Genomic DNA, 26,568 nt, shown 5'->3' on the forward strand with positions numbered 1-26,568 from the left:
CGCGGGCATTCACATGTGACGACAGCGACGCGGTAAACGTGAGGCCGCGCCTTCCAACCGTCACGTTCCTGCCACTGCACGAACAAACGGGGCAATAGGCTCCGACATGCTGGCGGTTGCCACCTGCGCCGCCGGAGTTTGTTCGAACAGGAAGAGGAAACATGATGAAAACCGTCCTTTCAATCACGACCGCTGCTCTCGTCGCCGCTTCCATGCTGGCGGCTCCCTCCATCGCCTTGGCAGGCGGCTTGAGCGTATCCGGCGATGTCGGCGCCGGGGCAAGTGTCGGCGCAGGCGCCGACGGTGGAGCGAGCGTCGGCCTTGGTGGGAGCGGCAAAGCTGCCGCGGATGGCGCGTCGCCGGGAGGCGCGCAGGGCAAGGCTGACGTGGGCGTCAATGCTGCGGCGGGCGCAGACGCATCGACAGGCGCCGGCCCGAAATTTGGCGATGCCGTATCGTCCATTCGCTCTACCGCGAAATCGGAAGCGAACTTGTCCTCGGTGACCGACGCGTCGAAAGTCAGCGTTGTGAGTATCGATGCGCTCGCAAAAGGCCAAAACGAGACTGCGGTCGAAAACGCACTTTCGGACAATGGGGAGGCGGCGAGCGCGCTCCAAAGCCAGATTGCGGCGAACGCCGCGATTTCAGAGGCTTTGGCCGCCTCGAACGTCGATGTTTCTTCGGTTGTGGCCGCGTCGCTGAACGCGGATGGAAGCGTGATCGTTTACTCGCGCTGAGCTTGAAATCCGCATCTGCCGGCCGGCGGGGCGCACCAGTTCCGCCGGCTTTGCAGGTGGAACTGGGTGCACTTTAAAGCCGGCGCTGCGGTGATCGCTTCAGCCTGGCGATTGCAGCCGGATCATCTGCCGCGCGATTTCTGTATCGCCTCGAAGCGTTTCAGAAACGCCTTCTGCACGGTCTTCGTCGAGACCGGCAGGATGTCGAGCCCGTCGGCGGAAATCCCGCGCGGCCTTCCGAAAAACTGGGTCGCTTCCGCTTCGGAGAAGCCGGCCAGCATTGTCGCCTCGAAATAGGCGGCGACCTGGTCCGCCCGCTTGATGTCTTTCTTCAGCTTCTCGCCAATCTCGGCCGGGAGGCAGAAACTTATATGGATCGAGCGCTGCAGCCGCTCCTCGACCGCCTTGTAGCCGCCGCCGACAACGGATTTGAAGGGCGATATCATGTCGCCGATCACATATTCGGGAGCGTCGTGGAGCAGGGCCGCCAATTGTTGGTCGGGCGATGCGTCTTTTGCCTGCCGGGAATAGATCGCTTCCACCAGCAGCGAATGCTGGGCGACCGAGAAGGCGTGGTCGCCGGCGGTTTGCCCGTTCCAGCGCGCCACGCGGGCGAGCCCGTGGGCGATGTCGGAAATTTCGATGTCGAGCGGCGAGGGGTCGAGCAGGTCGAGGCGGCGGCCAGACAGCATGCGCTGCCAGGCGCGCGGCGGCGCTCCGGGCCTGTCGGCCATCAGGCGTCATCCCCCGCGGCCGTCTCCTCGGGAAACGAGAATTTCGCCCATTCCGGTATTGCGAGCAACAAGGCCGCGCCGTCGGCGAGGGTCGGCACACCGTCGTCCATTGCCGCCTTGACCTTGTCGATGCGTACGATCGCCAGGGCGGATTTGCCTGAAACCGACCCGAGTGTGCCGATGGACCTGCCGTTGGCAAGGATATCAGCGCCAGACGCCGGCAGCTCGCTTTCGGCCGAAGCGATCAGCACGCGTCGGCGCGCAGTGCCACGATGCTGCATGCGCGAGACCACTTCCTGCCCGACATAGCAGCCCTTCCGGAAACCGACGCCGTCCATCTGGTCGAGCAGCACATCGTGCGGAAAGGCGTCGCCCAGTTGGTAGTCCGCACCGCTCTCGGCGATGCCGTGGGCTATGCGGAACGCGTGCCACGCGGCAACGTTTCCGCCCAGCATTTGTCCGTAGTGCCTGATTACCGTCGCCGGCGAAGGGAAGCGCAGGTCGCGCAATCCGGTTGATTCAGTTTGCGAAGAACTTGAATCGGAAGCTGAAGCCTCTGAATCATCCCGCCATGAAACCGAGACAAGCGCCTGTTCCTGCACGGAAATATCGACCTTGGCTCGGAGCCTGTAGAGCATCAGACGGCGGACGAAATCACCTGCCACATCGGCGCGGCATTCGAGGACGAGGCCGCTTTCGGCGTCGCGCGAGACGAGAAAATCGAACAGTATCTTGCCCTGCGGTGTCAAAAGCGCGCTTGGTTTCGCCTCGCCGGCCGCCAGCGCATCGAGATCGGCGGTCACGATGTTTTGCAAGAAGTGCTCCGCATCGGCACCCGACACGGAGATGAGCGCGCGATCGTCTAACTGGGCGGTGGGCATGGGCGGCAACGTACCTGATGTTGCAAATCGGTCGGCCATTACGTAAGCCGCACGCAACGCGCGAGCAAGAGCCAGAGGCAGGGCAAATGGCGACGACTTTCGACCTTATCCTGAAGGGCGGCACGGTGGTCAACCAGGACGGGACCGGCCTGCGCGACATTGGCGTGACCGGCGGGCGCGTCGCCGCCATCGGCGATCTGGCGCAGGCCTCGGCCGGCGAAACCGTCGATTGCCGCGGGCTGCATATCCTGCCGGGGGTGGTGGATACGCAGGTCCATTTCCGCGAGCCGGGCCTCGCGCACAAGGAAGACCTCGAATCGGGCTCGCGCGCAGCGGTGCTGGGAGGCGTCACCGCGGTCTTCGAGATGCCCAACACCAATCCGCTAACCACCAGCGCCGAGACACTGGCCGACAAAGTGAAGCGGGCGACGAACCGCATGCATTGCGATTTCGCCTTCTGGGTCGGCGGCACGCGGGAGAACGCCGGTGACGTCGCCGAACTGGAGCGGCTGCCGGGCGCGGCGGGGATCAAGGTGTTCATGGGCTCGTCCACCGGCGACCTGCTGGTCGAAGACGACGAGGGCGTAGCCTCGATCCTGAGGAACACCCGCCGCCGGGCAGCCTTCCATTCCGAGGACGAGTTCCGGCTGCGCGAGCGCCTGGGCGAACGCGTAGAGGGCGACCCGTCCTCGCATCCGGTCTGGCGCGACGAGATCGCGGCGCTGCGCTGCACCGAGCGGCTAGTGCGCATCGCCCGGCAGGTGCGCGCCCGCATCCACGTGCTGCACATTTCCACGGCCGAGGAAATCGCGTTCCTCCAAGACCATAAGGACGTGGCGAGTTGCGAGGCGACGCCGCATCATTTGACGCTGTCAGCGGACGACTATGCGCGGCTCGGCACGCTACTCCAGATGAACCCGCCGGTGCGCGACAAGCGGCATCGCGACGGCGTCTGGCAAGGCATTTCGCAGGGCATCGTCGACGTGCTGGGTTCCGACCACGCGCCGCATACGCTTGAGGAAAAGGCAAAACCCTATCCGGCCTCGCCATCGGGCATGACCGGCGTGCAAACGCTGGTGCCGATCATGCTCGACCATGTGAATGCGGGGCGGTTGACACTCGAACGCTTTGTCGACCTGAGCAGCCACGGTCCGCATCGCCTGTTCGGGATGGCCCGCAAGGGTCGCATTGCCGCCGGCTATGACGCCGACTTCACCGTGGTCGACCTGAAGCGCCGCGAGACCATCACCAACGAGCAGGCCGGCTCGAAGGCGGGCTGGACGCCGTATCATGGCAAGCAGGTGACAGGCTGGCCGGTCGGAACGATCGTGCGCGGCCAGCGCGTGATGTGGGAGGCCGAGATCGTCGAAGCCTGGAAGGGCAGCGCCGTCGAATTCTCCGAGGCACTGCCCGCTTGACTATTCGCCGGCGACGAAGAACGCCCAGCGGCCGTCCGGGGTAATGCCGAGGCGATAGAAGATATACGAGCCGAAATTCTTCATGTCCTCGTAGTCGCCGGCGGTCACGATCTTGAACAGTTCGACATGCTGACGCGCATCAAGCCTGTCGAGCGGAATGGCGAAGAAGTACGGCCAGACATAGAGTTCTTCCGCGCCGCCGGCATCGAGATGCACATAGCCTGCGCTCAGCACCTCTTCCATGATCGCGAGGATTTCGCGGCCTTCAGCGTCTCCCGAGAGGCTTTTGACGTGCTCGATCGGATCGCCTTCTATGCCCGCCAGCGAAAGCTGGGTCATGTCGTCGCCGAGCCCGATCAGCGGCCGCAGTCTTTCGATATCGCCGCTCTTCGCCGCTTCGATCAGAAGCGCGCGCATGCGTTTGACGTCAGGGGGCAGCCTTTCCACGTCGTAGATCACCTCCGGCAGCGGACCCGTGGCTTCGGTATCCGGCAGCTCTACGCCTTCCGGCGTTTCCTGTCCCGAGGGGCCGGTCTTTTCGGGGTCGACTGGCTGGTCGGCGGACGGAGGCTGCACCGGGTCGGGAAATGGCACGGTGTTTCCTATGCCGTCCCCCGAGGGAGCAGGCGAGGTAGGCGCCGGCAATTCCTCGCGCTTGATTTCGCTAAGCGCGAAGGCCGGCGTGTTGGCGGAGACTCCAAACAGGAACGAGAGGCAGATTCCCGCCGCCAGGCGCGCGACCAGTCCGGCGGCAGCGCCGTAGCGGCGCGATTCGCCTGTTTGATGATCCATTCCGCAGTTTCTCCGGGCGCGCCGCCATATCGCGCCCCACGCCATCGCACAATGAAAAGCCCTAGGCGGAACGTGTCAATGTCGCACGCGAACCGGTTCGAACTCGCCCGCGATTACCTTGTCGCGCATGCGGTCGAGCAGCGCCAGGGCCTCATCCTCGCCATTATTGCGCAAAATCTCGGCAAATGCCGTCGCGAGCGCGGCTTCCGCGATGATTTCAGCCTCGATGCCGGCGGAAAGTCCCTCCGCCCAGGCCTCGTTATGACATTCGACGGCGGTCAGGCGCTTTTCTTCACGGACCAATGCGTCGAGATCGCTAACACTCTGTTCAACTGCCACTTTGTACCACCCTTCCAAGTTCGGATCCGGCGATTTCGGACCAACTTGATCTATTCCCTTAATGTCCCGTTAAGAGTCCTAGCACACGAAACCGCGCCTGTACGCCCGGCATTGCCGGAAAAGTTAACCGGCGCTTAATTTCCGTAGCGCGCCGCCACCTCGCGCGTAAGCGCTTCGCCCTCTTTCATGTAGCGGCTGATCGCCGCGGTAGCCGACGCCGTGCAGCTTGTGTAGGTGCCGGCGAAGGAGCGATAGCCGCGATTGAAGCTGGCGACGAACTTGGCGCGCCGCGCCGGATCGGGGTTTTCGGCCTGCAGCAGCTTCTCCATTTCGCCGCGCCACTGTTCACCGGGTTCACCGCAGAGATTGCGCAGGAAATGCAGCGAGCCGAGAATTTCGGCGAGCCGCACCAGGCTGGACTCGAACGGGGCTTCCGCCGCACGCGCCGGCGGCGGAAAAGCCGCCGCGCTGAAGGCGACAAATGCGACGAAGAACAGTGAGGCTCGGCCCATAAGCCTTTGTGGCGAAACAAATTGTCTGCCGCAAGACCGGGAGGACAGCTAATCCCCGCGAATTGCCGTCTGGCCAATGAGTTCGCGGGAGATGTCCAGAATGGAATCGGTGAGCGGAAGCTTCTCCATTTCCACCAGAGAGTAAAAGCAGGCTTCCTCGGCGTCGCTGGCGCAGGCCGGTTCGCCACTTGCCGCTTCTCCGGTAAACACTTCGAGCCGGTAGGTGATCTCCTCGCCGTCGACCTGTGTGTCGATCAGATATTCGTGCAGCGGCGACAGCGCGGCCGCGATCATCCCGGTCTCCTCGAGAAGTTCGCGCCGGGCAGCCTCCTCGCTGGTTTCGCCGGCCTCGACCCGCCCGCCCGGAAAGGCATAGAGCCCGCGTGACGGCTCCAGCGCGCGCTTGACCAGCAGCACCGTTTCGCCGCGCACCAGCGCCACCGATACCGCAGCGATCGTTCGCTTCTCCGTCATCTTCGCCGGCTCCGCTGATTTTTGAGGATAGCTTGGGACGCACATTGGATAGCGGTTGCGGCGCGGCTTTTCCATGGCCACATTGCCCGCTGCTGCCAACGGGATCGATGACGAATGTGCGGACGATTTGCGCTGACAGCGACGCCGGAGGAGATCGAGGCGATGTTCGCGCTCCTCGACGTCGTCGCGTTTCCGCCGCGCTACAATATCGCGCCGACGCAGCCCATCCTTATGGTGCTGGCCGGCGAAAGGCAGGAGCCGGGCGCCAACAGGCCGGACCGTCGCTCGCTTCTGGTGCGCTGGGGGTTCATTCCGGCATGGGCCAAGGACACCAAGACCTTTCCGCTGCTGATCAACGCCCGCGCCGAAACCGCCATCGAGAAGGCCGCCTTCCGCAACGCGATGCGGCATCGCCGGGCGCTCCTTCCGGCCTCCGGCTTTTATGAGTGGAGGCGCAACGGCAAGGAGAGGCCGCAACCCTATTGGGTGCGCCCGAAGCATGGCGGCATTGTCGCATTTGCGGCGCTGATGGAGATGTATGCCGAGCCGGGCGGATCGGAGATCGACACCGGCGCAATTCTGACCACGGCCGCCAATGGCGATATCGCCCACATTCACGATCGCATGCCGGTCGTGATCCAGCCGGAGGATTTTTCGCGCTGGCTCGACTGCCGCACGCAGGAGCCGCGAGATGTCATTGATCTGATGCGTCCGGCGCAGGCCGACTTCTTCGAGGCAATCCCGGTATCGGATCTGGTCAACAAGGTCGCCAACACCGGGCCTGACCTTCAGCGCAGGGTGGAGCCGGTCACAGCCCCGCGAGAGCCGGCGAAGAAAGCGCCGGCAGCCGATCAACTGACGCTTTTTTAAGCGGCCTTGCTGGGTGTGGGCGGCGTCGGCTTGCGCTTCTTGGCCGCCAGAAGGGCGGCGACAATGGCCGCAGGCCCGATCGCGCGATAGTGGCGCGTCAGGGTGGCGTATTGGGCGCGAGCGCGTTCCTGATCGCTCTTGAAGGCTGACATGGTTCTCTTCCCTAAGGTCAATTCTGCGTTTGGCCGTCCAGATGATGGCCTATTTGGTCCAAATCGTGACGCCGGACTGCGTTTCGGCCGGTCTCCCGGTTTCCTGTATAGACATGTTTAATAAAACCTTTGGGTTTTCGTTCCGACATCGGAAAGGCGACATGTTTGCTGCGAAGTTGCGACTTGACGGCAACACCCGCCAGGCGCGATAAAGCTGCCCATGAAAACGTGTCGCGCCATTTGTGGCATTTGCATTATTGGCTAGCGCTCGCGCTGGTCCGGACGTTTTCGCCTTTTCTCTCGACAGACAGGACAAACGCCCCGGCCAGCAGGCTGGAGCACAATCGCGGCTTGGCGCAGCGATTGGCTTCGTGAAACCGGACTGGATTTCGAATGGCGGACGGACAAAAGGGCCTGAAACTCTACAACACGCTGACCCGCGCGAAGGAGGACTTTGTCCCCATCGATGCGGAGAATATCCGCATGTATGTCTGCGGCCCGACGGTCTATGACTTCGCCCATATCGGCAACGCCCGGCCGGCCATCGTCTTCGACGTGCTTTTCCGGCTGCTGCGCCACCTCTACGGGCCGGATCACGTTACCTATGTCCGCAACATCACCGACGTGGACGACAAGATCAACGCGCGCGCGGCGCGGGATTTCCCCGACCTGCCGCTCAACGAGGCGATCCGCAGGGTCACCGAGACCACGAACAACCAGTATCAGCAGGATGTAGCGGCGCTCGGCTGCCTGGAGCCGACTTTCCAGCCGCGCGCCACCGAGTTCGTGCTGCCCCGGCCGGACGGCAAGACCGACATGGTGACGTTGATTCAGCGTCTGATCGAACGCGGCCATGCCTATGAAGCTAAAGGCGAAATTCTGTTCGACACGGCGTCCATGGCCGACTACGGACAGCTTTCGAAGCGCAATCTCGACGAGCAGCAGGCCGGCGCGCGCGTCGCCGTCGAGGCTCACAAGAAGAACCCGCAGGATTTTGTGCTCTGGAAGGAATCATCCGCCGAGGAGCCGGGCTGGGACGCGTCGTTCACGCTGCCTGGCGGCCGTACGGCGACGATCCGCGGCCGGCCTGGTTGGCACATAGAATGCTCGGCCATGTCGGAGGCCTATCTCGGCGAGGTCTTCGACATTCACGGAGGCGGTCTCGACCTGATCTTTCCGCACCACGAGAACGAGATCGCGCAATCGCGCTGCGCCCACGGCACCGACGTGATGGTGAACTACTGGATGCACAACGGCTTCCTCCAGGTCGAGGGCCGCAAAATGTCCAAGAGCGAGGGGAATTTCGTCACGATCAACGAGTTGCTGGAAACGGAGAAGTTCGGCGGGCACAAATGGCCTGGCGAGGTGCTGCGCCTGGCAATGCTGATGACGCACTATCGCGAGCCGATCGATTTCAGTGTGCGGAAGCTGGAGAATGCCGAGAGACTTCTCACGCGCTGGTATCGAATGCTCTCCGAAGCCTGGCCGGTCGAGCCATCTTCACCGCATCCCGAGATGATCGAGGCGCTGAGTGATGACCTCAACACCGTCGAGGCGCTTGATGTTCTGTACTCGTCGTTTACGTCGCACGAGGCTGGCGTTCTGGAAGCTGGTGCATCCGAGCTCGGCTGGGATTTTTATGATCCGGAAAGTGCTGCGGCTGCGCTGGCTTCCGCCCGTTTCATGGGATTGCTGACAATGGATCCTGCCGCATGGCTACAGGGCTCGTCAGAGGTGGACGCGCAACGGGTGGCCTCACTTATAACTGCGCGCCTCGCTCTCATCCGGGAAAAAAATTGGGCCGAGGCCGACCGCATCCGTGACGAGCTTCTGGCGCAGGGCATCCAGTTGAAGGACGGCAAGGATCCCGTCACTGGCGAGCGGGTGACGACTTGGGAGGTGAAGCGGTGAGGATAGCAGCTTTGGCCGGTGATGGGATACCTTCAACGACCCCCCTCTGTCCTGCCGGACATCTCCCCCTCAAGGGGGGAGATGTGCTGTTGCTGCTGCTTTCGCCAATCGGCGGCGTTGCAGGAGCAGCGGAGCGATCGAAGCTGCCGATCTCCCCCCTTGAGGGGGAGATGTCCGGCAGGACAGAGGGGGGTCGCTGAAGATGACGCGCCGCCCGGTCCCGCTGGTGAACCGCCGCAATGCGCGAAAGATGCGCAAGGCGCTAACTGATGCCGAGCTGAAGCTCTGGAATGAGCTTCGCGCGCACAGGCTGATGGGTCTCCCGTTTCGCAGGCAAATGCCGATTTCCGGCTACATCGTCGATTTCGCGTGTCCTTCAAAAAAGCTGATCGTTGAAGTCGACGGATCCCAGCATGGGAGCGGAGCCGGCGCTCGGAGTGATACCGCCAGAGACGAGACGCTGAAGTCCCTCGGCTGGAGCATCCTCCGCTTCTGGAACGACGATGTCCTTCGCGATATCGACAATGTCTGCCAGCATATTGTCATCGTCGCCGGCGTGGCGCAGCCGGTGCCGGTTCCGCTTATCCAGGAGGCACATCCATGATCGATCATACCGGCATATCCGTCTCAAATTTCGACGCCTCGAAGGCGTTTTACGACAAGGCGATGGCGCCGCTTGGCGCGTCGCTGCTCTATATGGTGCCGGCCGAGTTCACCGGCGGCGTCAAGGTAGGCGGCTATGGCCGCGATCGGCCAACGTTCTGGCTGCATGAGAATGCAAATACCGGGCCTGGCCGGCACTATGCGTTCACGGCGCGCTCAAGGGCTGAGGTCGACGCCTTTCATGCCGCGGCGCTTGCAGCCGGCGGCAAGGACAATGGCGCGCCGGGCCCGCGCCCGCACTATCATGCGAACTATTACGGCGCCTTCGTATTCGACCCGGACGGCAACAACATCGAGGCGGTCTGCCATGCGCCCGAATAGCATGCCGGCCGTGACGGAAAACAAAACGATTTCAGGCGGATGCGCGCGCCGGCGGAATCGCATTCGCAGCCGGCTGGGAGAGGGAGCGGCGACATGATGAGCCTCGACAACAAGCCGCTCTATACCGGCGGTTGCCAGTGCGGCGCGGTGCGCTTTCGCGTCGAGGGCGCGCTCGGCGACGCTTCGGTCTGCCATTGCCGCATGTGCCAGAAGGCCTCCGGCAATTTCTACGCCGCGCTTGTCTCCGTGCGCGACGCGAAGCTCGAATGGACGCGCGGCCAGCCGAAGCGCTTCCAATCCTCGAACTATGCCTTTCGCGGCTTCTGTCCCGATTGCGGCACGCAGCTGACCTTTGAGGCGCCGGAGGGCATGGCGCTTGCCATCGGGGCGTTCGATGAACCGGCCGAGATCGCTCCGCGCATTCAGTGGGGGATTGAGGCGAAGTTGCCCTACGCCGACGGCATCCCCGCGCTGCCCGGCGCGGAGACCATCACCGACGAGGAGGCAAGTTCCTACCTGGCCGACCTCGTCTCCTATCAGCATCCTGACCACGACACCGAAACCTGGCCGCCGGAGGACCGCGCATGAGCGCCGAAAATATCACCGGCGGCTGCCAGTGCGGAGCGGTGCGTTTTCGAGCTGCCGGCCTCGGCCGCGCCTCGATCTGCCACTGCCGCATGTGTCAGAAGGCGTTCGGCGGGCTGTTCGGCCCGCTGGTCACGGCGAAAGGGCTGGAATGGACGCGCGGCGAGCCGAAGCGTTTCGCGAGCTCCAATGTCGCCAGGCGCGGCTTCTGCGCGGCCTGTGGCACGCCGCTGACCTACGAATATGAAGGCGGCATCGACGTGGCGATCGGCGCGCTGGACGATCCGAACCTCGCGCCGCCCACCGTCCAGCTCAATCCGGCCGACAAGTTGGCCGTCTATGATGAACTACACCGGCTGCCCGGTCGTCCGCCGGACGAGCAGGCGGCCAGCGATGCGTTCCTGGCCTCTGTTGAGAACCATCAGCATCCCGACCACGACACCGAAAGCTGGCCGTCGAAAGAGAGACAATGAAATGACGACTGAACGCCGCACATTCTATCCCGAGATCGAGCCCTTCGAGACCGGAATGCTCGACGTCGGCGACGGCCACACGATCTATTGGGAGCGCATCGGGACGCGCGGCGCCAAGCCGGCGGTGTTCCTGCACGGCGGACCGGGTGGCGGCTCCTCGCCCAAGCAGAGGCGGGTCTTCGATCCGAAACTCTATGACGTGATCCTGTTCGACCAGCGCGGCTGCGGAAAATCGACGCCACATGCGGGGCTGGAGGCCAATACGACCTGGCATCTGGTCGCCGACATCGAGCGGCTGCGCGAGATGGCCGGCTTCGACAAATGGCTGGTATTCGGCGGTTCGTGGGGTTCGACGCTGGCGCTCGCCTATGCCGAGACGCATCCCGAACGGGTCAGCGAACTCGTCGTGCGCGGCATCTATATGGTCAGCCGTCCCGAACTCGAATGGTTCTATCAGTTCGGCGTCTCGGAAATGTTCCCGGATAAATGGGAGCGTTTCGTTGCGCCCATTCCCGAGGCCGAGCGCGGCGATATGATGGCCGCCTACCGCAAGCGGCTGGTGGGTGATGACAGGCAGGCGCAGGTCGAGGCGGCGCGCGCCTGGAGCATTTTCGAGGGCGAGGTGATCACCTTGCTGCCGGAGCCGGAGACCAGCGGCAAGTTCGGCGAGGACGATTTCGCCGTCGCCTTCGCCCGCATCGAGAACCACTATTTCGTCAATGGCGGCTGGCTAGAGGACGGGCAGTTGCTCCGCGATGCCGGAAGGCTCAGGGACATTCCGGGCGTTATCGTGCATGGCCGTTACGACATGCCGTGCCCCGCGAAATATGCGTGGGCCCTGCACAAAGCCTGGCCGGAAGCCGAGTTTCATCTGATCGAGGGGGCAGGGCACGCGTTTACCGAGCCGGGCATTCTCGACCAACTGATCCGGGCCACGGACAGGTTCGCGGGGAAGGTGACGTGAACTCGTTGACGACCCCCCTCTGGCCTGCCGGCCATCTCCCCCTCAAGGGGGGAGATCGGCTCAAGGGGGGAGATCGGCAGCTTGGATGCCTCGCGGTTCCTTTCAACGCTGAAGATTGGCGAAAATCGCTGCGACAGCCAATCTCCCCCCTTGAGGGGGAGATGCCCGGCAGGGCAGAGGGGGGTCGGTGACGATGAGCCGCGCAATGACCAAGCAGCGCATCCACCTGTTCGACACCACGCTGCGCGACGGCCAGCAGACGCCGGGCGTGGATTTTTCCGTCGAGGACAAGATCGCGATCGCAAAACTGCTCGACGAGTTCAGAGTGGACTATGTCGAGGGCGGTTACCCAGGTGCGAACCCGACCGACACCGCATTCTTCGGCGAACAGCGGACGCAATCGGCAAAGTTCGTCGCGTTCGGCATGACCAAGCGGGCAGGGGTGTCGGCTTCCAACGACCCCGGTCTCGCCGCGCTGGTCCAGTCGAAATCCGACGCGATCTGCTTCGTCGCCAAGAGCTGGGACTATCATGTCCGCGTGGCGCTGGGCTGCACCAACGAGGAGAACCTGGAATCCATCACGGCGTCGGTCGAAGCGGCCATCGCCGCGGGCAAGGAGGCGCTGGTCGATTGCGAGCATTTCTTCGACGGCTTCAAGGCCAATCCAGACTATGCCCTGGCCTGCGCGAAGGCCGCATGTGACGCCGGCGCGCGCTGGGTGGTACTGTGCGACACCAATGGCGGCACGCAGCCATCGGAAGTGCGCGACATCGTCGCAAAGGTGATCGCGACGGGAATTCCGGGCGAAAACCTCGGCATCCATGCGCATGACGACACCGGTCAGGCGGTCGCAAACTCGCTGGCCGCGGTCCAAGCCGGTGTGCGCCAGGTCCAGGGCACGCTGAACGGCATCGGCGAGCGCTGCGGCAACGCCAATCTGACTTCCATCATCCCAACGCTGGTCCTCAAGCCGGCTTTTTGCGAGCGCTTCGAGACCGGCATCTCGGTCGAGGCGCTCGCGGGAATATCGCGGCTTTCCCGGGCGTTCGATGAATTGCTCAACCGCGCGCCCGAACCCCAGGCGCCCTATGTCGGCATGTCCGCCTTCGCCACCAAGGCCGGCATTCATGCGTCGGCGCTGGCCAAGGACCCCGCCACCTACGAGCATGTGCCGCCGGAGGCGGTCGGCAACCGGCGCAAGGTCATGGTCTCCGACCAGGGCGGCAAGGCCAATTTCGTCGCCGAGCTGAAAAGGCGCGGCATCGAAGTGCCGCGGGAAGGCCACCGGCTCGACGCGCTGATCAGCCTGGTCAAGGAGCGTGAGGCGGAGGGCTACGCCTACGAGGGCGCGGACGCCAGCTTCGAGCTTCTGGCGCGCAAAATGCTGCACACAGTGCCGGAATTCTTCCGCGTCACATCGTTCCGCTGCATGGTCGAGCGGCGGTTCGACGCAAACGGCCAGCTGAAGACTGTGTCGGAAGCGATCGTGAAGGTGCTGGTCGACGGCGAGGAGAAGATGTCGGTGGCCGAGGGGCACGGGCCGGTCAACGCTCTCGACCTGGCGCTGCGCAAGGATCTCGGCAAGTTCCAGCACGAGATCGGCGACCTCGAACTGGTCGACTACAAGGTGCGCATCCTGAACGGCGGCACCGAGGCGGTCACCCGCGTGCTGATCGAATCGCGCGACGCCGCAGGCGGGCGCTGGTGGACGGTCGGGGTGTCCGACAACATTATCGACGCATCCTTCCAGGCATTGATGGACTCTATTGTCTTCAAGCTGATGAAGAACCGCGACATGGCGGGGCTGGTCGCGGCGGAGTAGGCGCGATCCATAAGCGAAACGCCACAGCGCATCAGAAAATTGAAATGGTGCTCCGGCGCGCTGCGGCCCATATGACCCCGATGACGACAGAGACCCTGACCGCCAGAGACAGCGCGACCCGCGGATTTTTGTTCGGGCTGTCGGCCTATCTTCTTTGGGGCTTCCTGCCCTTTTACATGAAGGCTGTGGCGCATATTCCGGCGGCCGAAGTAGTGGCTCACCGGGTCATCTGGTCGGTGCCGGTTGCCGGAGCGCTGTTGATCTGGATGGGCCGTACCGCCGATATCAAGCTGGCGCTGCGTTCGCCGCGGACCCTGGCCATGGGCGGGCTTACCGCTGCGCTGATCACGGTGAACTGGGGCGTCTATGTCTGGGCCATTGCCGCCGACCGGGCGCTGGAAACCGCACTCGGCTATTACATCAATCCGCTGTTCAGCGTCTTTCTCGGCGCGGTGCTTCTTGGCGAGAAGCTGAGCCGCGCCCAGATCGCGGCCATCGCACTCGCGGTGGCGGCGGTGGCGCTGCTGACATGGGAAGCCGGCGGCCTGCCCTGGGTGTCGATTGCGCTGGCCCTCAGCTGGGGTTTTTATGCGTTCTTCAAGAAGACGCTGCCGATCGGGCCTGCTCAGGGCTTCTTCCTCGAAATACTCGTCCTGAGCATACCGGCCATCGGCTATATCGGCTGGCTGGGAGCCTCGGGCGCAGGCCATTTCGGGCGAACCGGAGCCGCCGACATCTGGCTTCTTCTTGGCTGCGGCCTGGTCACGGCGGTGCCGCTCATTCTCTATGCGAACGGCGCGAAGCTGCTTCGGCTGTCGACCATCGGCATCATGCAGTACATCGCGCCGACGATGATTTTCGTGATCGCGATCTTCATCTTCCACGAACCGTTCAGCAGCACCCGTGCGATCGCGTTCGCGATGATCTGGACCGCTCTTGCGATCTATTCCTGGTCGATGTTCTTCCGCCGGACGGAAACGGCTAGTTAAAACTCCAGCAGCGTCTGGAAACCGCCATAGATCATGCGCTTGCCGTCGAAGGGGGCCTTGGACATGTCCATCTGGTCCAGCCGCGGATCGGCCATCGCCTTTTCGTTGACCGCATCGCGATGCTCGCGCGATTTATAGGTGATCCAGGAGAATACGACCGACTCGCCGTCCTTCTGCTGTACAGCCCGTGGGAAAGAGGTGAGTTCGCCATTGGGCACGTCGTCGGCGATGCATTCGACATAGGACAGTGCGCCGTGGTCCATCCACACCTCGCCGGCCGTCTTAGCGATCTTCTTGTATTCATCCAACCTGTCCGTCTGCACGGCCAGCACGAAACCATCGACATAGGGCATTGGGACGTTCCTTCATTACGGATTGGGAAAGCGCGCAACGACCGGAGCGGGGGCAGGGTTCCCTGGCCGCAGGAACAGCCTACATCTTCTCTATGACCGATTGTACGCCTTCGGTCGGTGCGTCGACCGACGCGCCTTCGGTCAGGAGCGCCGCGACGACCGCCTCGGCGCGGCTGATCACCAAAGGCCTGACGAGATGCGACGTGTGGACGAAGCCCTCGGCTCGCATGTGGTCGATAAGGGTCATCATCGGATCCCAGAAGCCTTCGATATTGGCGAACACGATCGGCTTGCGGTGATGGCCGAGCTGGGCCCAGGTCATGATCTCGACGATCTCCTCGACCGTGCCGATGCCGCCGGGCAGCGCCACAAAGGCGTCGGATTTCTCGAACATCGTGTGCTTGCGCTGATGCATGTCCTCGGTGATGACCAACTCGTCGAGCTTGCCGAGCGCGGGTTCGGTCGCTTCCCGGTTGACGAGGAAGCGCGGGATGATGCCCGTCACCTTGCCGCCGGCGCGCATCGCGCTATCGGCAACGGCGCCCATTATACCCTTGGTGCCGCCACCATAGACGAGGCGCAGGCCGGCTTCGGCGATAGAGCGCCCGAGCGTGTGTCCCGCCTTCATGTAGACGTCGCTGCGGCCCGGCGATGAGCCGCAATAGACGCAGACGGATCGAATCGTGTTCATGTTCAGATTGGTGATTGCCTACGCAACTGTGGTCAAGTCTCAACAGGGGCTTTTTCTTGTCGATTGGGCTAAAACAGGCTAGACCCGCCTTAGGCGGCTAAGGGGCAGGCAATATGGCGTTGACACCGATAAAGGCTCTTCTGTTTCTCGCGGGCGGCGCAGCCGCCGCGGGCGGGGTGGCCTATGTGTCGGGCGTGTTCGATCCTTACCTAGACCCCGATGCAAAAATGGCCTCCGCTCCGGCTCCCGAGGCATCCGAAACGCCGGCTCCCGGAGCATCCCAGGCCAACCCCAAGATGGCGAGGCTGCCTCAGCCTCCGGGCGCAAATGTTCCCGCCGGCGAAGCTCCTGCTGCGGGAACGCCCGCGCAGGAAGTCCTGCCGCCTTCCTTCGACGTGGTTCGCGTCGAGGGCGATGGTTCGATCGTCATCGCCGGTAAGGCTGTAGCGGATGCAACGGTCGAGATCGTCACCGGCGCACGTGTCATCGGCAATGCGGTAGCCGGGCCTGACGGCGACTTCGCCGTTGTTATCGACGAGCCGCTGAAACCCGGCGGACACCAGATCGTGCTTCGCTCGACCGCCCCCGACAACGTTGTCGCCACATCGCTGGAAACCGCCGTCGTATCCATTCCCGAGAAGCCGGACGGACAGGTGCTTGCGCTGGTGGAGAAACCGGGAGAACCGAGCAAGTTGATTACCGTTCCCGAGCCGCAGCCGGCGCCGTCGTTGAAGGGCGATGCCGCTGCGCCGGAAGCGCCAGCCTCGGCCGGGGCGGCTCCGGCGGCTCCAGAGGAAAAGCCCACGAGCGGCGAACCAGAGGCGTCCGCTTCGGCCGAGGCGGAAGCGCCCGCTGAGGAAGCGCCGCCGGCCGAGCAGCCGGCTACAGCGCAAGCGCCCGAACCGGCGCCGGCCGATGCGGCGTCCGGCAAGCCGGCGGAACAAGCTGCGGCGGCGAAACCCGACCAGGAACCGGTCCAACTCGCGCCGAGCGCGCCTTCCGGCGAGCCGCAGGTCACGGTCGAGGCTGTCGAGATCGAGGGCCGCAAGGTGTTCGTCGCCGGCGTGGCGGATCCGGGCCGCAAGGTCCGCGTCTATGCGAACGACATATTGCTGGGCGACGCCGATGCCTCGCCGAGCGGCCGCTTCCTGATCGAGACCGAGCGCGACCTGCCGGTCGGAGACTACATCATTCGCGCCGACGCGCTGGAGCCGGACGGCGTGAAAGTCGCCGCGCGCGCGGCCGTGCCCTTCGAGCGCGAGGAGGGCGAAAATCTTGCTGCGGTTGCTCCGTCGGCCCCGCAAGCCGAGCCGCCCGCAACCGGCGCGGATCGACCAGCCGCTGCCGCACCGACTGCGGCAGCGCCGCAGTCCGCCGCTCCGACGCCGGCCAAGCCGTCGGCTGAACCCGACGCAAAACCGTCTGCCGAAGCACAAGCCTCCACCGAGGCGCCGGCATCCGGCGAGCCATCCCTGTCCGCCGATACGCCGGCCGCTCCAGACGCAACGCCGCCAATCACTCCTCCGGCCACGGCCGATGCTTCTCCACCCGCTTCAGGCACCGAGGCTCCACAGCCCGCCACTCCTCCGACCGCAACTGCAGAGGCGGATGCACCGTCAACTCAGCCTACGGAACAGCCCGGCGAATCGGCTGCCGCTTCGGCCGGAGGCACGACGGCGCCTGCTTCCGAATCGACGCCGACTACTTCCGCAGAGGTTGAGACGGCGAAACCAGCGACGAATTCCGAAGTCGCGGCCGCGCCCGAAGGGATGCCACTCGCGCCGAAACTCGAAAGTGCGCCCGGCGCCGTCATTATCCGCCGCGGCGACTCGCTGTGGCGGATTTCGCGCCGCGTCTATGGGTTGGGCGTGCGCTACTCGACGATTTATCTGGCCAATCAGGAACAGATCAGCGATCCCGACCTCATCTGGCCGGGTCAGGTGTTCAAGGTTCCGGAAAAGACCAGCGAAGGCGAAGAAGCCGACATGAAGGCCGTTGGCGAGCAGGCGGTCACGACCACTACCCAATAATACCTCCGGTCCTTGCCGTTCAAAGCTCCATCGTCTATCGTCGATAGACGATGGACGTTTCTCCTTCCTCCGATTTCAACGAATGCGGTTCCGCGTCCGCCAAGGCGCTGGCGGCGAAACTCGCGGCCCTGTCGCACCCGGCCAGAATTGAAATCCTGAAGCATCTTTCCGGCAACCGCGCCTGCTGCTGCAAGGACGTCGTCCAGCAACTGGATCTGGCGCAATCGACCGTATCGCAGCATCTGAAGGTGCTGGTCGAGGCAGGGCTGGTGCGGTTTTCGGCGGAACGTCAGCGCTCGCTTTACGAGATCGACCGCGAGGCTTTGGCTGGCATCTCCGCCTCCGTAGCCGGCCTCGTCGACACCTGCTGTTCCAGCCGGCCTGCATAATCCCGAAAGTCGCGGACTTTCCGGCAGGACCATGCCCGCTGACAAATCAAAGGCAATGACTTAGTGGCAAAAACCGTTTCCGCAGGCTCGACCTTCAGCACCCTGCTCAACCTGTGGCCCTATATGTGGCCGACCGACCGCCCCGATTTGAAGGCGCGGGTGGTGTGGGCGACGGTTTTCCTGTTCGTGGCAAAGCTAGTGCTCGTGGCGGTGCCGTATTTCTTCAAGTGGGCGACCGACGCGCTGGCGGGCGACGCCAAGGCGCCGCCGCCTCTGCCCGACTTCATGCTCGGTCCGGTGGCGCTGGTCATCGCCTACAATGTCGTGCGTGTCGTGCAGGTCGGGTTGAACCAGCTGCGCGATGCGCTGTTTGCGCGCGTCGGCCAGCACGCCGTCCGCCAGCTTGCCTACCGCACCTTCGTGCACATGCACGATCTGTCGCTGCGCTTTCACCTGGAGCGGCGCACCGGCGGCCTGTCGCGGATCATCGAGCGCGGCACGAAGGGCATCGAGACCATCGTCCGCTTCACCATCCTCAACACCGTGCCGACGGTGCTGGAATTCGCGCTGACGGCGGTCATCTTCGCGCTCGCTTATGGCTGGCTCTATGTGCTGGTCGTGGCCGTCACGGTGGCGGCCTATACCTGGTTCACCGTCTGGGCGAGCGACTGGCGCATCGCCATCCGCCGCGAGATGAACGATAGCGATACCGACGCCAACACCAAGGCGATCGACTCGCTGCTCAATTTCGAAACGGTGAAATATTTCAACAATGAGCACATGGAAGCGCAGCGCTTCGACCGCTCCATGGCGCGCTACGAGACTGCCGCGACCAAAACCTGGACCTCGCTTGGCTGGCTGAACTTCGGGCAGGGCGTGATCTTCGGCGGCGGCATGGTCATTGTCATGTGCCTTTCCGCCCTCGAAGTCATGGCCGGAACGCAAACGATCGGCGATTTCGTCTTCATCAACGCCATGCTGATGCAGCTTTCGGTGCCGCTCAACTTCATCGGCTTCATCTACCGCGAAATCCGCCAGGGCCTGACTGACATAGAGCAGATGTTCGACCTTCTGGACGTGAAGCAGGAGGTGGTCGACCGGCCGGGAGCAAAGCCGCTTGTCGTCAGCGAAGGCAAGGTCGAGTTTCGCGACGTGCATTTCTCCTACGATGCCAACCGGCAGATCCTGAAGGGTGTCAGCTTCGAAGTTCCTGCGGGCAAGACAATCGCCATCGTCGGGCCGTCCGGGGCGGGCAAGTCGACGGTCTCGCGGCTCCTGTTCCGCTTCTACGATATTCAGAGCGGTGCGATCCTGATCGACGGGCAGGACATTCGCGATGTGACCCAGGAAAGCCTGCGCGCCGCCATCGGCATGGTGCCGCAGGATACGGTGCTGTTCAACGACACCATCGCCTACAATGTCCGATACGGCCGAACCGACGCGACCGACGAAGAGGTGCAGAAGGCCGCAGAACTCGCGCAGATCGGCGGGTTTATCGAGAGCCTGCCGGGCGGCTACGCATCCATGGTTGGCGAGCGCGGGCTGAAGCTGTCGGGCGGCGAGAAGCAGCGTGTGGCGATCGCCCGCACCATCCTCAAGGCGCCGCCGATCCTGATGCTCGACGAGGCGACCTCGGCGCTCGACACCCATACCGAGCAGGAGATCCAGGCCGCGCTCGACATGGTCAGCCGCGGGCGCACGACCATCGTCATCGCCCACCGCCTGTCCACGGTGATTTCCGCGGACGAGATCATCGTGCTCAAGGACGGGCAGATCGCTGAGCGCGGCACTCACGCCGACTTGCTGCGCCAAAGGGGTCTCTACGCCTCCATGTGGGATCGCCAGCGCGAAGCCACCGAGGCCGAGGAGCGCCTGCGCATCGCCAGGGAAGCCGACGAGTTCGGTGTGGTGGTTCGCCGCCGCACAGCCGAGCTCTGAGCGCCGGACAAGCGGTTCCGGATTGCCGCGTTGCGGCGGGCGGTGCTTTCGGCTAAGCAGACCGCATTCAACCGGAGCCGCCCGCGCGCGATGAGCCTCGTCGACACCGTCAAGAACGTTTTCGTGCCGATACACCGCGAAGGCTATCCTTTCATCGGCGCTTTCGCGGGCGCAGCGCTGATCCTTGGCCTGTTCTCGACAAGCCTGTTCTGGATCGGCCTCATCCTGACCGGCTGGTGCGCCTACTTCTTCCGGGATCCCGAACGCGTCACGCCGGTCGACGACCGGTTGGTTATCAGCCCCGCCGACGGCGTGGTTTCGGCCGTAGGCCCGGCGGTTCCGCCGCGCGAACTTGGCCTCGGAACGGGCGAGATGACGCGGATTTCCGTGTTCATGAATGTCTTCTCCTGCCATGTGAACCGCTCGCCGGTGCGTGGCCGCATCACCCGCATCGAGCATCGGCCGGGCAAGTTCCTCAACGCCGAGCTGGACAAGGCGAGCAGCGAGAACGAGCGCAACGGCCTCGTCATCGAAAGCCCCAACGGCACCGTCGCCGCCGTGCAGATCGCCGGGCTGGTCGCACGGCGCATCGTCTGCTTCGCCGAGGCGAACGGCAATGTCGCGGTCGGCGAGCGCATCGGCCTGATCCGCTTCGGGTCGCGCGTCGACGTGTTCCTGCCGCTCGATGCGACGCCGCGCGTGGCGGTCGGGCAGACCGCAATTGCTGGCGAAACGGTGGTCGCTGAGTTCGGCGGCGGCGCGGCCACGCCGCTTGTGCGGGTTTCCTGAGCGGTGGCCGCTCCCTTCCAGCCATTCGAGCCGCATGGCCGGGGCGGCCCGCGCATCCGCGAAATCCCGCTGCGCATGGTGTTGCCCAACCTGATCACAGTGCTGGCGATCTGCGCCGGCCTCTCCGGGATCAGGCTGGCCTTCGAGCACCGCTTCGAGACGGCGGTTGCGATGGTGCTGATCGCCGCTTTCCTCGACGGCATAGACGGCCGCGTCGCGCGGATGCTCAAGGCGACATCGAAGTTCGGCGCGCAGATGGATTCGCTGGCCGACATCGTCAATTTCGGCGTGGCCCCAGCGCTGGTTCTCTACGCCTATCTGCTCGATCAGGCCGGCTCGCCGGGCTGGATCGCGGCATTGCTGTTCGCCATCGCCTGCGGCCTGAGGCTCGCCCGGTTCAATGTGCTCGACGAGGATTTGAGCCGCCCGGCCTGGCAGGCCGAATATTTCGTCGGCGTGCCGGCTCCTGCGGGGGCGGTGGTCGTGCTTCTTCCAATCTATCTGGTCTTCATCGGCGCCATCGAGCCCGGTCGCATGGTTGCTTTCATCAGTTCCGGATTCACCGTCCTCATCGCCATCCTGCTGGTCAGCCGGCTGCCGATCTACTCCGGCAAGAAATTCAGGATTCCCGGCGACAAGGTGCTGCCGGGGATATTGGCCGTGGTGTTCTTCGTGTTGTTGTTGTCGACCTATACCTGGGAGACGCTGGCGGTTTCGGTGATCGCCTATCTGCTGTTCCTGCCGCTCAGCGCGCGCGCTTATTCGCGGCGGGCGAAGCTCGAAGAGGCGAAGGCCGCCAAGCCTTCGGCGGAGTGATCGTTCCTTTTGGCCATGCTTATGCCGCGGCGCTGAGCCCCAGCCGCTCGAGCGCCAGATGCCGCGCCGACGCATAGTCGGTCTTGCCAGATCCGAGCACCGGGATTTCCTCGACCTTGACGATGTCCTGCGGCACCATCAGTTCGGCAGCACCCGCCTTCTTGCCGTATTGACGTAGCGCGTTGGGATCGGCGTCTCCCGCCGTTGTGACCAGCACGATGCGCTCGCCGCGGCGCTTGTCGGGCACGGAGACGACCGCATGCCGCTCCTCCGGCCACAGCGACTGCACCAGCATTTCGACCGCGCCCAGCGAGACCATCTCGCCGGCAATCTTGGCGAAGCGCTTGGCGCGGCCGCGAATGGTGATGTAGCCGTCGCGGTCGACGGAGACGATGTCGCCGGTGTCGTGCCAGTCGCCTGCCAGCGGCTGCAATTCGCCGGGCCGGTCGGCGGTCATGTAGCCGAGCATGATGTTGGGGCCGCTGAGCAACAGCCGGCCGCCCTCCGCGACGCCTTTCACCGGCTCCAGCCGCATGCGCATGCCGGGCAGCAGCCGGCCGACCGTGCCCTCGCGGCTGTGCGTGGCCGAATTGACGGCAACGACGGGCGCTGCCTCGGTCAGCCCGAAGCCCTCAAGGATCTCCGCGCCGAAGCGCTCGCGCCATATGCGGCGGGTCTCGCTTCTGACGCTTTCGGCGCCGGAGACGGCGAAGCGCAGGCTCGAGAAATCACCGTCGCCGGCGGTCCTGGCATAGGCCGACAGGAAGGTGTCGGTGCCGAACATGAAGGTTGGCCGAGCCTTTGCCGCGACTTCCGGAATGAGCTTGTAGTGCAGCGGCGAGGGATAGAGGAACAGTTTTACGCCGCTGACGAGCGGCAGGATCGTCCCGCCGGTCAGCCCGAACGAGTGGAAGACCGGCAGCACGTTCAGAAGCTTGTCCTGCGGCGAAATCGAGATCCGCGCCTCTACCTGCGCGGCGTTGGCGAGCAGATTGCGGTGCGACAGCACGACGGCTTTCGGCGCCCCCTCGGAGCCGGAGGTAAACAGGATCACCGCCGGTTTGCCGGAATTCTCCTGCGGGGCGAGCGGCGGCCGCCATTGCAAGGCGGCGGTGAGTTTCTCAAGCGGCGTCGCGCTGTCGCGCAACTCCTCCAGCCAGACGAATGTCGCGCCGCCCGCCTCGGCGGCCTGGACGATATCGGCAAGCCCGGCCTTGTCGATGAAGGCGCGAGAAGACACGATGGTCCGGATGAGCGCCGTGCGCACCGCCGTGGTGACGCTGGCCGGGCCGGCCGTATAGTTGATCATCGCGGCGACGCGGCCTGCAGACGTCAAAGCGAGCAGCGACAGCACCACGCCGTTGGCGTTGGGCAGAAGGATTCCAACGGCTTCGCCGGGCGCGGTGGAAGCGGAAAGGCGGCGGCCGAGCACACGCGCGCCAATGAACAGGCGCTTGTAGCTCATCGAGCCGCTGACCACGTCCTCGACGATCGGATGGGCCAATCCGTAACGGTCGGCGGCGTCGCGGATCGCCAGGAACAGCGTGCGGTCGAGATCGGCGGCGGCGAAGCGGGCCTCCGCCACGCGGTCGAAAAGCGCGGTCGAAGCGGACGCCGACTGCGCGCCCGACCGGACCGTCAGTTCGGCGATGGTCATCGGCGGCAGCGTGGTGATAGAGAGGCGCGGAAACAGCCGGCGCGGCGCTTTTTCGGCTGGCGTCAGCGAGAACGGCAGATGCCGCGCGCCGGCGACGAAGACAGGCACAATCCGGGCGTCGGCCTGCATGGCGATGCGCGCCACCGCGCGGTAGAGGCGGAACGATTTGACGTCCGGCTCGATATTGTCGGGGATATAGACCGCGAGCCTGCCATTGCCCTTCAAGACGCGCACGAGCCGGCGGCTGACGAAAACATGCTCGGCATTGAAGGCGATGGTGCGGGAAAGCTCCCGCCACGGCTCCAGCCAGGGCGATTTCGCCGACCATTCGTCGAGGATGTGCAGCGTGTTTTCGGGCAGGAGCGCCAGCATCAGCGCCGGGTCGAGGCGCGACTGGTGCGTCACCACATAGATAACCGGCCGGGGCGCCTTGTGGGCCTCGCGCATCGCCTGGTCCTCGATGCGATAGGCGAGCTTCAGCGGTGCGTAGAGCAGCGCCTGATGCACGGTGAGGCCAAGGCGCAGCTTCTGCAGCAGGGCGAAAGCCGCATAGGCAAGCGCAAGTGCGAGCAGAGCAAGGCTGACCAGGATCATGCCACAACCTCCCAACGCATTGTCTCGCCGCCGCCGGACACCGCGACTGAGAAAACTAGACGAAGCTGGCGGAACGTCAATGCGGTGTATGCGGGTGTTGGGGGCGTTAACGCATTCCTTTCCGGTTTGCCGCAAGGGACAGTTTATTACTTTTTCCGCCCGCACTTCTCCGTTGCCACGCCCGCTCTCGCGTCTGGCCATTGTGGGAAGCGGCGCATGGCAACCACGCCTAATCAATTTAATGAGTTGACGCGCTGCCATGCGCCGCCGGCGTTTTCTCCCCTTGCCGCTCCCGGCCCATCGCCCTGTCCCGGTATTCTGGGACGGAGCGCGGGCGCACAAGCGCGACCCGGGGCCGGAGCGCCCCGCGCGACCATGCGGGAGTCATCTCCGGCGCCACACTTGCCTGGATGCCGGTCGTGCACACCCGTTCCCACCAGCAAGCTGCCGGGATGGAGTATGCGGGAGGCGGCAGGGGATGTGGATAAACAAGGGTGCGAAGATTCTTCAAGAATCTTACATCCCTTTGATCTGCAAAGGATATTTCTTCGGTTGGGCAGGAACGGGGACGAGATTTGTTCACTTTGGGCTGGCGGCGCGCTGCAATGACCAGACATACTAGGGGAAGTTTTGGCAGTGTCGGCTCTGGGTTGGTGGTGAGCAGTCACCCAAGGCTGGCACGCGGAACGACCGTAAGGCGGACAAAGCGGCCGGTCGGAGGCATGCTCCGGGATGACAGCATTTCGACCGTCTGCCGACCGGCAGGTTCCGGAGGGTTGGTGGGATAGCTGCCCTTTATGCACGCGCCATCTCGTCGGGGTTCGCCACCAAAGCGGGCCGTTCCCGTCGCTTTGGGCCCAACCCGAGACCGGAATTCAGCGGCGATTTCCATCCGGCGAGTCGCGAAATCAAGCAGGAACGTAGGTCAACCTGATCACATCCTCGCCAATCCGATCATTAGTCACAAGGCGGAGAGGCGGCTGGGGTCCAGCGAAATATGGTTTGCCGTGACCAAGCACGACGGGGTGCAGGTAGATTCGATACTCATCGATCAGGCCAAGTTCAGTGAGGCTTTGCGCCAAATTCGGGCCAGCAACTTCGATCTCCCCGGCGCGCTCGGCCTTCAGCTCGCGGATCGCCCTCTCGAGATCGCCCTTGACGAGCGTTGCGTTAGGGCCGACCTCCTTCAACGTCCGCGAGACGACCCATTTGGGCTGCTTGCGCCACGCGGCCGCGAAGGCCGCTCCCTCCGGCTCCCAGTCGGTATGGTCATCGTCCCAATAGCGCATGAGTTCATACATCTTGCGGCCATAGATACTGCCCGCCTGTCCCTCGGCCTCCTCGATGAAGTGGCGGAAGAGCGTCGGGCTAGGGCCCGGCAACGTCATGTGGTCGACGTAACCGTCGAGGGACTGGTTCATTCCGAACACGAGCTTGGCCATACGTTCATTCTCCTCCCAAGCGCCGCGCGATCGAGGCGCAATGCAATATGGATTTCAGATGTGCTTGTCCCGGCCGCCCGGAGCGCCGGCGCGATGCCTTATACGGTGCGGGGTCGCCACGGCTTGTGCTCGTGCGCGAGCCAGACCAGTTCAGGGTCGAGCGCGCGCACCCGCAGCTGGCCTTCGGTGTGCGGCTCGTCAAGCTCGCCAAACCAAACCGCCACGTCGCCGCCAACGACGACCGGGCGCCCGCCAGTCTCGACGACCACGACCTGCATGCCGGCTGTGTGGCCCGGCGCCGGGACGAGCCGGAGCCCGGGAAGCAGCTCGAGTTCGCCGTCGACTGGCACATACCGCACGCCGGGCGCATCGACCCACTCGCGAATGGTGTAGTCGTCCTCGCTGTGGGCGTCGTCGAGCTCCCGACGCTGGACGTAGATCGGCTTGCCGGCGAAGAGGTGGTTGCCGCCGCAATGGTCGGCGTGCATGTGTGTGTTGACGACGATGTCGATGCCGGCGAGGTCGAAGTCCTGCTTGCTCAGTGGATGGAGGCGGGGATCGAGGTCGGCCACCGCCGGGTGCAGCTCCGTCATGCCGGTGTCGACCAGTATGCGCGCATCGGGATGGTCGATGACGTGCACGTAGACTGGCATCCGCTCGCCCTCGGCGAGCAGGTCGGCAACGAGGATTGGCGTGATGGTGATTGAGGCGCAGGCGTTCGTCTTTTTCATCTCCGTCAACATTTTTGCACGCTGCCGGCCAAGCCGCGCATGTCCCCGATGAAGTGGCGAAAGGGCGTGGGGCTTGGCTCAAACGCCATATGGTCGACGTAGCCGTCCAGGGACTGGTTCATTCCGAACACGAGCTCGGCCATGCCACTTCCTTTCCTCACGCGGCGCATCCGCGATGATGATTGCATTATGCAACCGGTTGTAAGCTATATCAACTGATCTTATCTTGCAATCGGTTTTTGAAGTGCGCATGAACGACCCCCGGCCTCCCGACACACCCCACCGCGACGTGAACGGACGGCGGCTTCTTAGACCGGGCGACAGACGCCAGACGGCCGAGATTGTGGCGCGAAGCGGCCATTCATTGCAGGGCTGGCGGATGTCGCATTTTAGGCTCGACCCTGCCGTTCCTTAATCCAAGCACGAACGGCAGGGGTGGGTCGATTGTGTTGAAAAAGTCCGGGTTGAAGCAGCCTTGAAGTGCTGATTCAGTCTTCTTTA

The 26,568-nt window shown here is 64.0% G+C and carries 28 protein-coding genes and 1 pseudogene; 16 read left to right on the forward strand and 13 right to left on the reverse strand.

What is annotated here, in order from left to right; translation table 11 throughout:
• Positions 1-161: 161 nt before the first annotated feature.
• A complete protein-coding gene (locus G6N73_RS22945; protein WP_165031860.1) occupies positions 162-737 on the forward strand; it encodes a hypothetical protein in 576 nt (191 codons plus the stop codon).
• Between the two features lie 122 nt (positions 738-859).
• On the opposite strand, the gene G6N73_RS22950 is transcribed toward G6N73_RS22945, so the two are convergent.
• Both G6N73_RS22950 and ygfZ read right to left on the reverse strand, forming a co-directional pair.
• Complete coding sequence (locus G6N73_RS22950; RefSeq protein WP_165031862.1) at positions 860-1,471, reverse strand: YfbR-like 5'-deoxynucleotidase; 612 nt, start codon at positions 1,469-1,471, stop codon at positions 860-862.
• Positions 1,471-2,352 carry a CAF17-like 4Fe-4S cluster assembly/insertion protein YgfZ gene (gene ygfZ / locus G6N73_RS22955; RefSeq protein WP_165031864.1) on the reverse strand — a complete coding sequence of 294 codons (882 nt, stop codon included), beginning with the start codon at positions 2,350-2,352 and terminating at the stop codon, positions 1,471-1,473. Before ygfZ ends, G6N73_RS22950 begins: the two co-directional genes overlap by 1 nt.
• A gap of 86 nt (positions 2,353-2,438) precedes the next feature.
• On the opposite strand from ygfZ, the gene G6N73_RS22960 reads away from it, so the two are divergent.
• Entirely contained in the window at positions 2,439-3,770 is a 1,332-nt protein-coding gene (locus tag G6N73_RS22960) for a dihydroorotase (RefSeq protein ID WP_165031866.1), read from the forward strand.
• On the opposite strand, the gene G6N73_RS22965 is transcribed toward G6N73_RS22960, so the two are convergent.
• The 4 genes from G6N73_RS22965 to G6N73_RS22980 all read right to left on the reverse strand — a co-directional run bounded on the left by G6N73_RS22965 (position 3,771) and on the right by G6N73_RS22980 (position 5,887).
• Positions 3,771-4,562 carry a hypothetical protein gene (locus tag G6N73_RS22965; protein WP_165031868.1) on the reverse strand — a complete coding sequence of 264 codons (792 nt, stop codon included), beginning with the start codon at positions 4,560-4,562 and terminating at the stop codon, positions 3,771-3,773.
• Positions 4,563-4,637: 75 nt separating this feature from the next.
• Positions 4,638-4,901 (reverse strand): hypothetical protein, encoded by a 264-nt coding sequence (locus tag G6N73_RS22970; RefSeq protein WP_165031870.1) that lies wholly within the window; start codon positions 4,899-4,901, stop codon positions 4,638-4,640.
• A 134-nt stretch (positions 4,902-5,035) separates the two neighbouring features.
• Positions 5,036-5,413 carry a TIGR02301 family protein gene (locus tag G6N73_RS22975; protein ID WP_165031872.1) on the reverse strand — a complete coding sequence of 126 codons (378 nt, stop codon included), beginning with the start codon at positions 5,411-5,413 and terminating at the stop codon, positions 5,036-5,038.
• Positions 5,414-5,461: 48 nt separating this feature from the next.
• On the reverse strand, positions 5,462-5,887 hold the full coding sequence (locus G6N73_RS22980) for an NUDIX hydrolase (protein ID WP_165031874.1): 426 nt from the start codon (positions 5,885-5,887) through the stop codon (positions 5,462-5,464).
• Between the two features lie 114 nt (positions 5,888-6,001).
• Between G6N73_RS22980 and G6N73_RS22985 the strand changes: the two genes are divergently transcribed.
• Positions 6,002-6,757, forward strand: a complete 756-nt coding sequence (locus tag G6N73_RS22985; protein WP_165031876.1) for an SOS response-associated peptidase — start codon at positions 6,002-6,004, stop codon at positions 6,755-6,757.
• Here G6N73_RS22985 and G6N73_RS22990 read toward each other — a convergent pair.
• Complete coding sequence (locus G6N73_RS22990; protein WP_165031878.1) at positions 6,754-6,909, reverse strand: transcriptional regulator; 156 nt, start codon at positions 6,907-6,909, stop codon at positions 6,754-6,756. The genes G6N73_RS22985 and G6N73_RS22990 overlap by 4 nt on opposite strands.
• 393 nt (positions 6,910-7,302) lie before the next feature.
• Between G6N73_RS22990 and cysS the strand changes: the two genes are divergently transcribed.
• The 8 genes from cysS (at position 7,303) to rarD (ending at position 14,637) form a co-directional block, all read left to right on the forward strand.
• The gene (gene cysS, locus G6N73_RS22995) at positions 7,303-8,820 is read left to right on the forward strand and encodes a cysteine--tRNA ligase (RefSeq protein ID WP_165031880.1); all 1,518 of its coding nucleotides are present in this window, start codon (positions 7,303-7,305) and stop codon (positions 8,818-8,820) included.
• A 202-nt stretch (positions 8,821-9,022) separates the two neighbouring features.
• Positions 9,023-9,424, forward strand: coding sequence for an endonuclease domain-containing protein (locus G6N73_RS23000; protein WP_165031882.1), 402 nt, complete (start codon positions 9,023-9,025; stop codon positions 9,422-9,424).
• A complete protein-coding gene (locus G6N73_RS23005) occupies positions 9,421-9,804 on the forward strand; it encodes a VOC family protein (RefSeq protein ID WP_165031884.1) in 384 nt (127 codons plus the stop codon). Before G6N73_RS23000 ends, G6N73_RS23005 begins: the two co-directional genes overlap by 4 nt.
• Before the next feature lie 96 nt (positions 9,805-9,900).
• The gene (locus G6N73_RS23010) at positions 9,901-10,392 is read left to right on the forward strand and encodes a GFA family protein (RefSeq protein WP_165031913.1); all 492 of its coding nucleotides are present in this window, start codon (positions 9,901-9,903) and stop codon (positions 10,390-10,392) included.
• On the forward strand, positions 10,389-10,862 hold the full coding sequence (locus G6N73_RS23015) for a GFA family protein (protein WP_165031886.1): 474 nt from the start codon (positions 10,389-10,391) through the stop codon (positions 10,860-10,862). Before G6N73_RS23010 ends, G6N73_RS23015 begins: the two co-directional genes overlap by 4 nt.
• 1 nt (position 10,863) lies before the next feature.
• Positions 10,864-11,826, forward strand: coding sequence for a prolyl aminopeptidase (pip, locus tag G6N73_RS23020; protein ID WP_165031888.1), 963 nt, complete (start codon positions 10,864-10,866; stop codon positions 11,824-11,826).
• A 205-nt stretch (positions 11,827-12,031) separates the two neighbouring features.
• Positions 12,032-13,648, forward strand: coding sequence for a citramalate synthase (gene cimA / locus G6N73_RS23025; RefSeq protein WP_165031890.1), 1,617 nt, complete (start codon positions 12,032-12,034; stop codon positions 13,646-13,648).
• An 80-nt stretch (positions 13,649-13,728) separates the two neighbouring features.
• On the forward strand, positions 13,729-14,637 hold the full coding sequence (gene rarD / locus G6N73_RS23030) for an EamA family transporter RarD (protein ID WP_165031915.1): 909 nt from the start codon (positions 13,729-13,731) through the stop codon (positions 14,635-14,637).
• On the opposite strand, the gene G6N73_RS23035 is transcribed toward rarD, so the two are convergent.
• Together G6N73_RS23035 and G6N73_RS23040 are read right to left on the reverse strand one after the other, a co-directional pair.
• A complete protein-coding gene (locus G6N73_RS23035) occupies positions 14,634-14,990 on the reverse strand; it encodes a DUF1428 domain-containing protein (RefSeq protein WP_165031892.1) in 357 nt (118 codons plus the stop codon). The two genes, rarD and G6N73_RS23035, sit on opposite strands and share 4 nt — an antisense overlap.
• A gap of 79 nt (positions 14,991-15,069) precedes the next feature.
• Positions 15,070-15,681, reverse strand: a complete 612-nt coding sequence (locus G6N73_RS23040) for an LOG family protein (RefSeq protein WP_165031894.1) — start codon at positions 15,679-15,681, stop codon at positions 15,070-15,072.
• 113 nt (positions 15,682-15,794) lie between these two features.
• On the opposite strand from G6N73_RS23040, the gene G6N73_RS23045 reads away from it, so the two are divergent.
• The 5 genes from G6N73_RS23045 to pssA all read left to right on the forward strand — a co-directional run bounded on the left by G6N73_RS23045 (position 15,795) and on the right by pssA (position 21,643).
• Positions 15,795-17,711: a LysM peptidoglycan-binding domain-containing protein gene (locus G6N73_RS23045; RefSeq protein WP_165031896.1), complete on the forward strand. Its 1,917-nt coding sequence runs from the start codon at positions 15,795-15,797 to the stop codon at positions 17,709-17,711.
• Between the two features lie 50 nt (positions 17,712-17,761).
• Entirely contained in the window at positions 17,762-18,100 is a 339-nt protein-coding gene (locus tag G6N73_RS23050) for an ArsR/SmtB family transcription factor (RefSeq protein WP_165031898.1), read from the forward strand.
• 63 nt (positions 18,101-18,163) lie between these two features.
• The gene (locus tag G6N73_RS23055; RefSeq protein WP_165031900.1) at positions 18,164-20,038 is read left to right on the forward strand and encodes an ABC transporter transmembrane domain-containing protein; all 1,875 of its coding nucleotides are present in this window, start codon (positions 18,164-18,166) and stop codon (positions 20,036-20,038) included.
• 42 nt (positions 20,039-20,080) lie between these two features.
• Positions 20,081-20,827, forward strand: a complete 747-nt coding sequence (locus G6N73_RS23060) for a phosphatidylserine decarboxylase (protein ID WP_343044711.1) — start codon at positions 20,081-20,083, stop codon at positions 20,825-20,827.
• Positions 20,828-20,830: 3 nt separating this feature from the next.
• The gene (gene pssA, locus G6N73_RS23065; protein WP_165031904.1) at positions 20,831-21,643 is read left to right on the forward strand and encodes a CDP-diacylglycerol--serine O-phosphatidyltransferase; all 813 of its coding nucleotides are present in this window, start codon (positions 20,831-20,833) and stop codon (positions 21,641-21,643) included.
• Between the two features lie 19 nt (positions 21,644-21,662).
• On the opposite strand, the gene G6N73_RS23070 is transcribed toward pssA, so the two are convergent.
• The 4 genes and pseudogenes from G6N73_RS23070 to G6N73_RS23085 form a co-directional block, all read right to left on the reverse strand.
• Positions 21,663-23,891 carry an AMP-binding protein gene (locus G6N73_RS23070; protein WP_165031917.1) on the reverse strand — a complete coding sequence of 743 codons (2,229 nt, stop codon included), beginning with the start codon at positions 23,889-23,891 and terminating at the stop codon, positions 21,663-21,665.
• Positions 23,892-24,802: 911 nt separating this feature from the next.
• Positions 24,803-25,336 (reverse strand): dihydrofolate reductase family protein, encoded by a 534-nt coding sequence (locus G6N73_RS23075; RefSeq protein WP_165031907.1) that lies wholly within the window; start codon positions 25,334-25,336, stop codon positions 24,803-24,805.
• A gap of 98 nt (positions 25,337-25,434) precedes the next feature.
• Complete coding sequence (locus G6N73_RS23080) at positions 25,435-26,067, reverse strand: MBL fold metallo-hydrolase (protein WP_165031909.1); 633 nt, start codon at positions 26,065-26,067, stop codon at positions 25,435-25,437.
• Between the two features lie 17 nt (positions 26,068-26,084).
• Positions 26,085-26,210, reverse strand: a pseudogene (locus G6N73_RS23085) (dihydrofolate reductase family protein); the annotation flags it as partial.
• Positions 26,211-26,568: the final 358 nt, after the last annotated feature.

The sequence above is a fragment of the Allomesorhizobium camelthorni genome (assembly GCF_011045125.1).
In the GTDB taxonomy this organism is placed as follows: domain Bacteria; phylum Pseudomonadota; class Alphaproteobacteria; order Rhizobiales; family Rhizobiaceae; genus Allomesorhizobium; species Allomesorhizobium camelthorni.

Excerpts from the sequence above, each read along its gene's own strand:
- G6N73_RS22965 (WP_165031868.1), bottom strand. The coding sequence starts at position 4,562 with ATGGATCATCAAACAGGCGAATCGCGCCGCTACGGCGCTGCCGCCGGA.
- G6N73_RS23075 (WP_165031907.1), bottom strand. The coding sequence starts at position 25,336 with ATGGCCAAGCTCGTGTTCGGAATGAACCAGTCCCTCGACGGTTACGTC.
- G6N73_RS23045 (WP_165031896.1), top strand. The coding sequence starts at position 15,795 with ATGGCGTTGACACCGATAAAGGCTCTTCTGTTTCTCGCGGGCGGCGCA.
- G6N73_RS22975 (WP_165031872.1), bottom strand. The coding sequence starts at position 5,413 with ATGGGCCGAGCCTCACTGTTCTTCGTCGCATTTGTCGCCTTCAGCGCG.
- G6N73_RS22960 (WP_165031866.1), top strand. The coding sequence starts at position 2,439 with ATGGCGACGACTTTCGACCTTATCCTGAAGGGCGGCACGGTGGTCAAC.
- ygfZ (WP_165031864.1), bottom strand. The coding sequence starts at position 2,352 with ATGCCCACCGCCCAGTTAGACGATCGCGCGCTCATCTCCGTGTCGGGT.
- G6N73_RS23005 (WP_165031884.1), top strand. The coding sequence starts at position 9,421 with ATGATCGATCATACCGGCATATCCGTCTCAAATTTCGACGCCTCGAAG.
- rarD (WP_165031915.1), top strand. The coding sequence starts at position 13,729 with ATGACGACAGAGACCCTGACCGCCAGAGACAGCGCGACCCGCGGATTT.
- G6N73_RS22980 (WP_165031874.1), bottom strand. The coding sequence starts at position 5,887 with ATGACGGAGAAGCGAACGATCGCTGCGGTATCGGTGGCGCTGGTGCGC.
- G6N73_RS23040 (WP_165031894.1), bottom strand. The coding sequence starts at position 15,681 with ATGAACACGATTCGATCCGTCTGCGTCTATTGCGGCTCATCGCCGGGC.
- G6N73_RS22945 (WP_165031860.1), top strand. The coding sequence starts at position 162 with ATGATGAAAACCGTCCTTTCAATCACGACCGCTGCTCTCGTCGCCGCT.
- G6N73_RS23015 (WP_165031886.1), top strand. The coding sequence starts at position 10,389 with ATGAGCGCCGAAAATATCACCGGCGGCTGCCAGTGCGGAGCGGTGCGT.
- G6N73_RS23080 (WP_165031909.1), bottom strand. The coding sequence starts at position 26,067 with ATGAAAAAGACGAACGCCTGCGCCTCAATCACCATCACGCCAATCCTC.
- G6N73_RS22950 (WP_165031862.1), bottom strand. The coding sequence starts at position 1,471 with ATGGCCGACAGGCCCGGAGCGCCGCCGCGCGCCTGGCAGCGCATGCTG.
- cimA (WP_165031890.1), top strand. The coding sequence starts at position 12,032 with ATGACCAAGCAGCGCATCCACCTGTTCGACACCACGCTGCGCGACGGC.
- G6N73_RS23035 (WP_165031892.1), bottom strand. The coding sequence starts at position 14,990 with ATGCCCTATGTCGATGGTTTCGTGCTGGCCGTGCAGACGGACAGGTTG.
- pip (WP_165031888.1), top strand. The coding sequence starts at position 10,864 with ATGACGACTGAACGCCGCACATTCTATCCCGAGATCGAGCCCTTCGAG.
- G6N73_RS23050 (WP_165031898.1), top strand. The coding sequence starts at position 17,762 with ATGGACGTTTCTCCTTCCTCCGATTTCAACGAATGCGGTTCCGCGTCC.
- G6N73_RS23000 (WP_165031882.1), top strand. The coding sequence starts at position 9,023 with ATGACGCGCCGCCCGGTCCCGCTGGTGAACCGCCGCAATGCGCGAAAG.
- G6N73_RS22985 (WP_165031876.1), top strand. The coding sequence starts at position 6,002 with ATGTGCGGACGATTTGCGCTGACAGCGACGCCGGAGGAGATCGAGGCG.
- G6N73_RS22990 (WP_165031878.1), bottom strand. The coding sequence starts at position 6,909 with ATGTCAGCCTTCAAGAGCGATCAGGAACGCGCTCGCGCCCAATACGCC.
- G6N73_RS23010 (WP_165031913.1), top strand. The coding sequence starts at position 9,901 with ATGAGCCTCGACAACAAGCCGCTCTATACCGGCGGTTGCCAGTGCGGC.
- cysS (WP_165031880.1), top strand. The coding sequence starts at position 7,303 with ATGGCGGACGGACAAAAGGGCCTGAAACTCTACAACACGCTGACCCGC.